Consider the following 9,880-nt stretch of genomic DNA (forward strand, 5'->3'; position numbering starts at 1 on the left):
TATTAAAGGATAATGACAGAAGAAAGACTCATCATTTCCAGAAAAACGAATAATAAGTTTTTCTTAATGATAGCTGTAGGTGTTGTATTACTTATAGCAGGCATAATCTTTATGGCCTCAGGCGTGGGAGCAGGTCATGGCGAAGGCCATGGTGAAGCTGCAGCAGCCGGTCATGAAGCGGCTTCTTGGTCAAAGAGGCTTTTTGTTAACCTGTGGTTGAACAACGTGTATTTCACAGGTATAGCAATTATTGGTATATTCTTCGTAGCAGTACAGTATGTTGCTTACGCAGGTTGGTCTGTTTTGATCAAGCGTATTCCGGAAGCACTTAGCTACTACCTTCCAGTAGGTGCGGTAGTTATGCTTTTGGTATTCCTTTTCGGAGGGCATGACATATTTCATTGGACTCATGAATATCTTTATGATGTAAATGATCCGCGTTACGACCCAATCATTGCAGGTAAGTCAGGGTATTTGAATACTCCTTTCTTCCTAATCAGAATGGTTGTATTCTTTGCGCTATGGATTCTATTCTTTAACTGGTTGAGAAGAAACTCTATAAACGAAGATATTCACGGAGGTACATCATACTATCATAAGAGCATTCGTATTTCAGCCATGTTCCTTGTTGTATTTGGTGTGTCATCTTCAGTTGCTGCATGGGACTGGGTTTTATCAATAGATACACACTGGTTCTCTACAATGTTTGGTTGGTATGTATTTGCCAGCTGGTTTGTATCTGGTTTAGCTGCTACAACATTAACTGTTATCATTCTAAAGCAGAATGGCTACTTGAAGCATGTAAATGCGAACCACCTTCACGATTTAGGTAAATTCGTATTTGCTTTCTCAATCTTCTGGACTTATGTATGGTTCTCTCAGTTCATGCTGATCTGGTATGCAAACATTCCAGAAGAATCTATCTATTTCTTAGAGAGATTGGGTGGTAATGAAGGCAAGTATACCTGGATATTCTTCTTTAATTTAGTGATAAACTTTGCCTTCCCGTTCCTTGTTTTGATGACAAGAGATGCGAAACGTCAGATGATCATGTTAAAGATTGTTACTATAGCAATTCTCATCGGTCACTGGTTTGACTTCTACCTTATGATGATGCCTGGTACAATGCGTGCCGATGCAGGTATAGGGTTTATTGAAATTGGTACTGCTCTGATTTTCTTAGGGGTGTTCCTGGTAACTTTTACAAAGGGTTTAACCAAAGCATCTTTAGTACCGGTAAACCACCCGTTCCTGGAGGAAAGTGTTCACCATCATGTTTAGAGACTATACTAAAAGCGTTATATAATGATTACGATCGCCATAGGTTTATCCATAATTTTATTATTCGTTATCCTGTTCTTATTGTTCAGGATAGGTACGCTAGCCTCTATTTTCAGAGGATCATCTCAGCGTGCTGTTGGTACAACGAAGACTAGTAACCGCGTAAACAGTACACTATTCCTTTTATTCCTGGTTATAGGAGGTGCAGCATTCATCTGGTCTTTTGCAGATGCATGGGATGATATGAACCTGCCATTAGCCTCTGTGCATGGTGCCTGGACAGACAATTTGTTCTGGACAACGATGATAGTTATTGGCATCGTGTTCGTGATTACTCAAATCTTACTGTTCGTATACTCTTACAAATACCAGCACAAAGACGACAAACGTGCTTATTACTATCCGCACAACAACAAGCTAGAAATCGTTTGGACTATGATTCCTGCAGTAGTGATGGCTCTTTTAGTTTTTGGCGGCTGGAAAACATGGACTAAGATTACTAGTGCCGCTCCAGAAGATGCGGTAGTGATTGAAGTTATGGGTAAGCAGTTTAACTGGATGGTACGCTATCCCGGTGCTGACGGCAAATTAGGTGTAGCTAAGCACACATTGATTGACGCTACAAACGAATTTGGTATTGATTTCACCGATCAGAATGCGATGGATGATTTCATGCCAATGGAGATTCACGTACCTAAAGGCCAGCCTGTTTTATTCAAAATTCGCTCAAGAGACGTTATTCATAGTGTTTTCTTGCCTCACTTCCGTGTTAAAATGGATGCTGTACCAGGTATGCCTACCAAGTTCTGGTTTGTACCATCTAAAACAACAGATGAAATGCGTAGCGAGACTGGAAACCCTGACTTTAAGTATGAGTTAGCTTGTACTGAAATTTGTGGTCGTGGTCACTTTGCAATGCGTTATATCTTAGTAGTTGATGAGCCTGAAGATTATGAGGCTTGGTTGGCAAAGCAAACTCCGTTCGCAGAGCAGAATCCTGAGGTAGTAGCTAAATTCTCTTCTTCAAGCCAACAAGTTGTAGCTGAAAACAAGACAGAGGGTAAAGCTGAAGAGGTTAAATCAGAATTGTAGCAATTAAAACTTTTGAAAATGTCTAGTACAGATATCTCTATCCATAAAGATGTTCATCATGCACACGACGAGCATGATCATCATCACGATCAGAACTTCATTGAGAAGTACATCTTTAGCCAAGACCATAAAGTAATTGCCAAACAATTCTTGTTTGGCGGTATTTTCTGGGCTTTTATAGGTGGTTTTTTATCTATTATCTTCCGCTTACAGTTAGGTTGGCCTGAGGCTACCTTCACTTTCCTGGAGCCAATTCTAGGAGGATGGATTGAAAACGGTAAACTTGACCCTGAATTTTACCTTGCCTTGGTTACCATGCACGGTACCATCATGGTATTCTTTGTACTTACAGCAGGTCTAAGCGGTACGTTTGCCAACTTCCTTATTCCACTACAGATCGGAGCAAGAGATATGGCTTCTGGTTTCATGAACATGCTGTCATTCTGGATTTTCTTCCTGGCTAGTGTGATTATGTTCTGGTCTCTGTTTTTAGAAACAGGCCCTGCAGGTGGTGGATGGACAGTTTACCCTCCGCTAAGTGCGTTGCCACAAGCGATCAAAGGTTCTGCTTCGGGTATGACGATGTGGCTGATTTCAATGGCATTGTTCATTGTATCTCAGTTGCTTGCTGGTGTTAACTATATCACCACTATCATCAACCTGAGAACAAAGGGTATGTCTATGACGAAGCTTCCGCTTACAGTATGGGCTTTGTTCTTTACAGCTATACTAGGCTTACTATCATTCCCTGTATTGTTCTCTGCTGCTTTATTATTGATCTTCGACAGAAGCTTCGGTACGAGCTTCTACTTATCAGATATTTATATAGCTGGTGAGGCTTTAACAAACACAGGTGGTAGCCCAATCTTGTTCCAACACTTGTTCTGGTTCCTTGGCCACCCGGAAGTATACATCGTGATTCTACCTGCCTTCGGCCTGGTGTCAGAAGTAATTGCAACAAATTCACGTAAGCCTATTTTCGGTTACAGAGCCATGATCGGTTCTATGATCGGTATTGCTGTACTGTCGTTCGTTGTTTGGGCTCACCACATGTTCGTAACAGGTATGAACCCTTTCCTTGGATCCGTGTTCATGTTCCTGACATTGATTATTGCGGTACCATCTGCGGTTAAAGTGTTCAACTGGATTGCAACACTATGGAGAGGTAACATCCGATTCTCTACAGGAATGCTTTTTGCCATCGGATTCGTATCATTGTTTATATCAGGTGGCTTAACAGGTATTATACTTGGTAACTCTGCTCTTGATATTCAGTTACACGATACATACTTTGTTGTTGCTCACTTCCACCTTGTAATGGGTGCTGCTGCCTTCTTCGGTATGTTCTGCGGTGTTTATCATTGGTTCCCTAAAATGTTTGGCCGTATGATGGATGAAAAGCTTGGCGCTGTTCACTTCTGGGCTACATTTATTGCGGTTTACCTGGTATTTATGCCAATGCACTACATCGGTATAGCTGGTTTCCCTAGAAGATACTATAACTGGACAGGATTTGAAACATTTAACATATTTACTGATCTAAACACTTTTATCAGTTTAGCAGCCATTATTGGTTTCACAGCTCAGTTTATATTCTTGTTCAACTTCCTGTACAGCATCTTTAAAGGTCGTAGAGCAACAGAAAACCCTTGGCATTCAAATACTTTGGAGTGGACTACTCCTGTATTGCCAGGACACGGCAACTGGCCAGGTGAAATACCTACAGTTTACAGATGGCCTTATGATTACAGTAAGCCAGGTGCTCCTGAAGACTTTATTCCACAACACGTACCTTTCTCTGCTACGCAGTCTTCAAATCTGCCAAACGAGAAAGATTTAGAATAAGCTATTAATGGCTAGTAAATCTTTTCATAAAAGGTTTAAAACTATAGGAGTAATTACAGTTATCGCTGTATACTTTCTAATATTAGTCGGAGGAATCGTTCGCAGTACGGGTTCTGGTATGGGTTGCCCAGACTGGCCAAAGTGCTTCGGCAGTTGGGTTCCTCCGACTGATGTTAGCCAACTCCCAGAAGATTATCTTGAAGTTTATAAGGAGAAGCGTATAGAGAAGAACCGGAAGTTAGCTGGGTTTTTAGATAACATCGGTTTTGATGACGTTTCAGCCTATATTTTTTCACACCCGAGTCAGTACATTGAAACAGAATTCAATGTAACCAAAACCTGGATCGAATACATTAACCGGCTGGTTGGTGTGGTAATAGGCTTCCTTATATTTCTGACAGTAATTTATGCAATCCCATACCTAAAGGAAGATAAAGCTGTTTTTTATCTCGCATTAGGCAGTTTTATACTTGTCGGTATTCAAGGTTGGTTAGGCTCTATAGTAGTATCTACTAATCTTTTGCCAGTAACAATTACCATACATATGGCGCTTGCGCTTGTATTAGTTGCTCTGCTGCAATACGCGATTACTAGACCAAATGGGAAAAGCCTCAGCGGCAACTTAAACTACAGTAGTAAGATTAATTTTTACTTATGGTTAGTTGCTGGTACAACATTTATACAAATATTAATTGGAACACAGGTAAGGGAAGAAATTGATCTTATCGCATTTGCAATGAATGGTCAAAGCCGGGAATTGTGGGTTGATGAATTAGGCAGTAGTTTTTATGTTCATCGTACGTTCTCAATTCTAATTTTAGCACTACATGCATATTTGGCTTATATGCTCTATAAATTAGAAAATAAAGCTTTATCAAAACTTACTTCTGTAATGCTTATCTTAGTTGGAGCAGAAGTGGCTTTAGGTGTAATTATGGCATATTTTGCAATACCACCAGTACTACAACCTTTACACCTTACATTTGCGGCACTACTATTCGGCGTGCAGTTTCAGTTACTTTTAATTTACTTTTACGCTTCTAAAAAGGCGGCTCATACAACGGTAGCGGTTTCTTAATGATGCAAATTCATTCTTCAGAATCGCTTTCGTTACCCCTGCTTATGGCACACAAAGCATCTGCATATTTTAAGCTCCTAAAATTTAGACTTAGCTTTACAGTAGCTTTCTCTAGTGCAATCGGTTATATACTCGGATATCCGGGTGCTTCATACCTAAGTATAGCTTTGGTTATGCTAGGAGGACTATTAGTAACAGGTTCTGCTAATATTATAAACCAGATTCTAGAGAAGGACCTAGACAAGTTAATGAAGCGTACTGCCAAGCGGCCATTGCCAACAGGCCAGTTAAGCGTAACAGAGGCAGTAGTATTTTGTGTGGTACTAGGTGTGGCAGGTACAGCCCTGCTTGGTTTCTATTTTAACGGACTTGCTGCTGCACTTTCATTGTTGTCCCTAGTTTTATATGGTTTCATTTACACGCCATTAAAACGGATAAATCCCATTTGTGTATTTGTTGGGGCGATACCAGGTGCTATGCCTCCTTTGATAGGTTGGGTTGCAGCTTCAGGATCATTGGACGTAGAGGCTATCATCTTATTTGGAATTCAATTCTTCTGGCAGTTTCCTCATTTTTGGGCAATAGCATGGGTGCTTGATGATGATTATAAGAAGGCTGGATTTAAGATGTTGCCGACAGCCGGAGGTAAAGATCTTAAAACAGCTGTACAGATAATGATCTATACCCTGATGCTGATTCCGTTGAGTCTTTTGCCGTTGCAGTTTGGCATGACAGGTGCAACTTCAGCAATGATAGCTGTTGTATGTGGTGTGCTGTTTTTAGCCCAAACATTTTATCTGATGCGTACCTGCACTAAAAAGGCTGCCATGAATATAATGTTTGGTTCATTTTTATATTTGCCGATTGTGCAGATAGCATTTGTTTTAGATAAAGTTAATCTATGATCATGGTTGATAATAGAATAGAAAATACTGATACAGCTTCCGGTGTACACCCATTAAAGTTTTCGCTGTGGTTGATTATCATTAGTATTATTATGATGTTTGCAGCCTTTACAAGCGCCTACATTGTAAGAAGGGAGGAAGGAAACTGGCTCGAGTTTGAATTGCCGACTATACTCTTAATTAATACTGCTATTATTATTTTGAGTAGTGTATCCATGCAATGGGCATACAATTCAGCTAAGAAAGATAACCTCAAATCTGTTAAGATTGGTTTAATAGCTACTTTTCTGTTAGGTGTCGCCTTCTTATTTGGGCAGTGGAATGGCTGGGCTCAATTAGTACAAGATAATATTTATTTTGGCGGGTCATCAAGTAACCCTTCAGGATCATTCTTGTATGTATTAACAGGAGTTCATGGTTTTCACTTGATTACAGGACTTGTATTTGTTCTTTTAACTTTGATAGGAAGTTTAAAATATAAAGTTCATTCTAAAAATTTATTGCGTATACAGTTGTGTACTATATATTGGCACTTTTTAGGAGGACTTTGGCTATATTTGTACATATTCTTAAGAATTAATCACTAAACACATTTTTTTCATTATATAAACTATGTCTACTTCAACTACGCTGGAAGCACCTAAATCTGGTACATGGGACGGTGGGAATGAGCCGTTAAAGGCGAGCTACGGAAAACTAATGATGTGGTTTTTCCTGCTATCTGATGCATTTACATTTGGTGCTTTTCTAATCGTTTACGGTTTATCACGCCATAAGCATTTGCCTTATACAGGAGAGCCAGAAGCATTTACTTTCTCTACTGAGTACTGGCCTATACCTGAAAAAGTATTCAATGCTTTTCCTGGCTTGCATGGTATGGACCTGCCTCTTGCTTTCGTGGCTTTGATGACCATGATTCTTATCTTAAGTTCAGTAACAATGGTGTTAGCTGTAGAAGCAGGACACCGTATGGATAAGAACGATGTGCAGAAGTGGTTACTTTGGACAATTTTATTTGGTGCAACGTTCTTAGGTTGCCAGGCATGGGAGTGGGCTCACTTTATAACTGGTACCGATGAAGGCATGTTGTTAGCTGATGGTACTCGTGTATTTGGAGCAAACTTGACAGTCAACCAATATGGTCCGCCTTTGTTTGCTGATTTATTCTTCTTTATAACGGGTTTCCACGGTACACACGTGTTTTCAGGTGTAGTACTTTTGCTAATGATCTTCATCAACACAGTTAATGGTGTTTACCATAAACGAGGTCATTACGAAATGGTAGAAAAAGTTGGTTTATACTGGCACTTTGTAGACCTTGTGTGGGTATTTGTATTTACCTTCTTCTACCTAATCTAATAAAGCATAACGTATAATATAAACTGTAATAGATGCCTGCTTCAGCAAGGCTAATAAACAGAACAAAATATGGCAACGCATCACGATCACGATCTTCCGGCAGGAGAAATTCCAAAGCCACAGACTAAAGCAATCTGGAAGACATTTTTTATTCTTGTAGCCTTAACGGCAGTAGAATTCTTGTTTGCCTTTACTATGGATGCAGGCACGCTACGTAATTCTATCTTCATTATCCTGACAATTTTCAAAGCTTTTTATATTGTTGCTGAGTTTATGCACTTGAAGCATGAAGCAAAAGCACTTATATGGTCTGTCCTTTTACCGATGGCATTAGTTGCCTGGTTAATGGTTGCTTTGATTTCAGAAGGAAGTTATTACTTCGAGTCGGTTACTAATTACTTTAGATAAATTTTCTTAATATGAGTAATTTAAAGGCACTAGTGTTAGGTCTCCTACTACTAGTGCCTATTTTCATTTTTATATTCATTACTACATTCGGGGAGCATCATTTCTCTTTAAGAACTTACTTCCCGGTAGTTGATGATGCAGGAGAAGTAATGTATGATGCTAAAGGCGATACTATCTTTCGTACCGTACCAGACTTTACCTTAACTTCTCAGCAGGGCAAAGCATTTTCTCAGTCTGAGGACCTGTCTGATAAAATTTATGTCGTTGACTTCTTTTTTGCTACCTGCCCGGGCATTTGTAAAAAAATGTCTTCGCAGATGACGCGTGTGCAGGAGGCTTACCGTGACAACCCTGCGATTAAATTGGTTTCCATTACAATCAATCCAGAACATGATTCTGTAGCTGTTCTGCAAAACTATGCAGATAAGTATAATGCAGATCCTGCTAAGTGGCACTTCTTAACTGGCCCCAGAGAGGAAATTTACAGTTTAGCTTCTGACGGATTTTTCTTGCCAGTAGTACAGGTTCCAGGGCAGCAGGATTTTATACACAGCGAGAAATTTATGCTAGTGGATAAAGAAAACCGTGTAAGAGGAATCTATGATGGGACTGACTACGAGGATGTGGATAGACTTATACTTGAAATAAACGTGTTACTGGATGAATACAGTAAAAACAAATAACGATTCGGCTACTACAGCGCAAGACAGACGTTTCTTAACTCTGATTGCGGTTTTATCTGTAGCGATACCAGTAGTAGTAGCTATACTTTTCTATATGCCTAAGTCAGGGGAAAGCACCGTAGATGTTTCCTTTTTGCCTACCTTACATGCTATTTTAAATTCATGTACAGCTATTGCGCTGGTAATAGGTTATGTCAACGTCAAGCGTCAAAATATCAAAGTACATAGAGGAGCTATGCTTACTGCATTTGGTCTTTCCTCTATTTTCCTGGTTTCTTATGTCACCTATCATTTTTTAGGTGAACGTACCATTTATGGTGGAGAAGGTTTGCTAAAGTATATCTACTACTTTATACTTTTAACACACATTGTACTGGCTGTTGTTATTGTTCCGCTTGTATTGCTGTCAGTATACTATGGCATAACAAACCAATTAGCTAAGCATCGCCGCATCTCGCGCTGGACTTTCCCGATATGGCTTTACGTCGCCATTACTGGCGTACTTGTGTATCTGTTGATTTCACCGTATTATACTTGAAACCTGTACATTAACTTAGATGTTAAAATGTGATGAAGGGTAATTTAAATAAAATTTTCGCATTAACACTTCTGGTGTTATCTCTTAGCTTGTTTACCACTAATGCTTATAGCCAATGTGCTATGTGCCGTGCTACAGTTGAGTCTAATGTAGGTACAGGGAGTAAAGACCCAGAATCTGAGGTTGGCTCCGGCTTAAACACCGGTATACTTTACCTTATGGTTGTACCATACATATTGATTGGAACGGTAGGGTTTCTGTGGTATAAGAGCAATAAGAAAAAGAAGAATGCCCAAGCCTAATCAATTAGGCGCAATTATTGCTTGTAAGTGCCCACGGTGCAGGCAGGGTGATGTTTTTAGCCATGCTGCCATGAACCTACGCAAGTTTGACGCCATGCACAAAACCTGCCCTGTTTGTGGTTTGTACTATGAAACGGAAGTGGGTTTGTTCTGGGGATCGATGTACATCAGTTATGGCTTTTCAGTTGGGATTGTTGTGTTAGTGGGGCTTATACTTTATTTCCTTGCTAATGATCCTCCAACGTGGGTATATATGAGCGTTGTGGGCGCAGTTGTGTTTTTTACAACACCATTGCTATTTAGGTATGCGCGTATACTTATGCTATACTTTTTTGCTGGAGTAGAATACAATTCTAATTATAGCAAGCGCTAATTTCCACTTAAATCCA

At 39.8% G+C, this 9,880-nt stretch carries 12 protein-coding genes; all 12 read left to right on the forward strand.

Annotation, left to right across the window (positions count from 1 at the left end; translation table 11 throughout):
- Positions 1-12: 12 nt before the first annotated feature.
- A complete protein-coding gene (locus tag Q1A23_RS02690) occupies positions 13-1,281 on the forward strand; it encodes a quinol:cytochrome C oxidoreductase (RefSeq protein ID WP_299819122.1) in 1,269 nt (422 codons plus the stop codon).
- A 24-nt stretch (positions 1,282-1,305) separates the two neighbouring features.
- Positions 1,306-2,373 carry a cytochrome c oxidase subunit II gene (locus Q1A23_RS02695; protein WP_299819125.1) on the forward strand — a complete coding sequence of 356 codons (1,068 nt, stop codon included), beginning with the start codon at positions 1,306-1,308 and terminating at the stop codon, positions 2,371-2,373.
- An 18-nt stretch (positions 2,374-2,391) separates the two neighbouring features.
- Entirely contained in the window at positions 2,392-4,218 is a 1,827-nt protein-coding gene (locus Q1A23_RS02700) for a cbb3-type cytochrome c oxidase subunit I (RefSeq protein ID WP_299819128.1), read from the forward strand.
- A gap of 7 nt (positions 4,219-4,225) precedes the next feature.
- Positions 4,226-5,296, forward strand: coding sequence for a COX15/CtaA family protein (locus tag Q1A23_RS02705; protein WP_299819131.1), 1,071 nt, complete (start codon positions 4,226-4,228; stop codon positions 5,294-5,296).
- A gap of 44 nt (positions 5,297-5,340) precedes the next feature.
- Positions 5,341-6,201, forward strand: a complete 861-nt coding sequence (cyoE, locus tag Q1A23_RS02710) for a heme o synthase (protein WP_299819134.1) — start codon at positions 5,341-5,343, stop codon at positions 6,199-6,201.
- A gap of 2 nt (positions 6,202-6,203) precedes the next feature.
- Entirely contained in the window at positions 6,204-6,788 is a 585-nt protein-coding gene (locus Q1A23_RS02715; protein ID WP_299819137.1) for a cytochrome c oxidase subunit 3, read from the forward strand.
- Between the two features lie 25 nt (positions 6,789-6,813).
- Positions 6,814-7,560, forward strand: coding sequence for a cytochrome c oxidase subunit 3 (locus Q1A23_RS02720; RefSeq protein WP_299819140.1), 747 nt, complete (start codon positions 6,814-6,816; stop codon positions 7,558-7,560).
- A gap of 69 nt (positions 7,561-7,629) precedes the next feature.
- Positions 7,630-7,968, forward strand: a complete 339-nt coding sequence (locus tag Q1A23_RS02725; RefSeq protein WP_299819143.1) for a cytochrome C oxidase subunit IV family protein — start codon at positions 7,630-7,632, stop codon at positions 7,966-7,968.
- An 11-nt stretch (positions 7,969-7,979) separates the two neighbouring features.
- Positions 7,980-8,651, forward strand: coding sequence for an SCO family protein (locus Q1A23_RS02730; RefSeq protein ID WP_299819145.1), 672 nt, complete (start codon positions 7,980-7,982; stop codon positions 8,649-8,651).
- A complete protein-coding gene (locus tag Q1A23_RS02735) occupies positions 8,629-9,189 on the forward strand; it encodes a DUF420 domain-containing protein (RefSeq protein WP_299819147.1) in 561 nt (186 codons plus the stop codon). Before Q1A23_RS02730 ends, Q1A23_RS02735 begins: the two co-directional genes overlap by 23 nt.
- Before the next feature lie 32 nt (positions 9,190-9,221).
- On the forward strand, positions 9,222-9,491 hold the full coding sequence (locus Q1A23_RS02740; RefSeq protein WP_299819149.1) for a hypothetical protein: 270 nt from the start codon (positions 9,222-9,224) through the stop codon (positions 9,489-9,491).
- Between the two features lie 70 nt (positions 9,492-9,561).
- Positions 9,562-9,864 (forward strand): DUF983 domain-containing protein, encoded by a 303-nt coding sequence (locus Q1A23_RS02745; RefSeq protein ID WP_299819151.1) that lies wholly within the window; start codon positions 9,562-9,564, stop codon positions 9,862-9,864.
- Positions 9,865-9,880 lie beyond the last annotated feature (16 nt).

It is taken from the genome of uncultured Pontibacter sp., assembly GCF_947492645.1.
Taxonomy (GTDB): Bacteria; Bacteroidota; Bacteroidia; order Cytophagales; family Hymenobacteraceae; genus Pontibacter.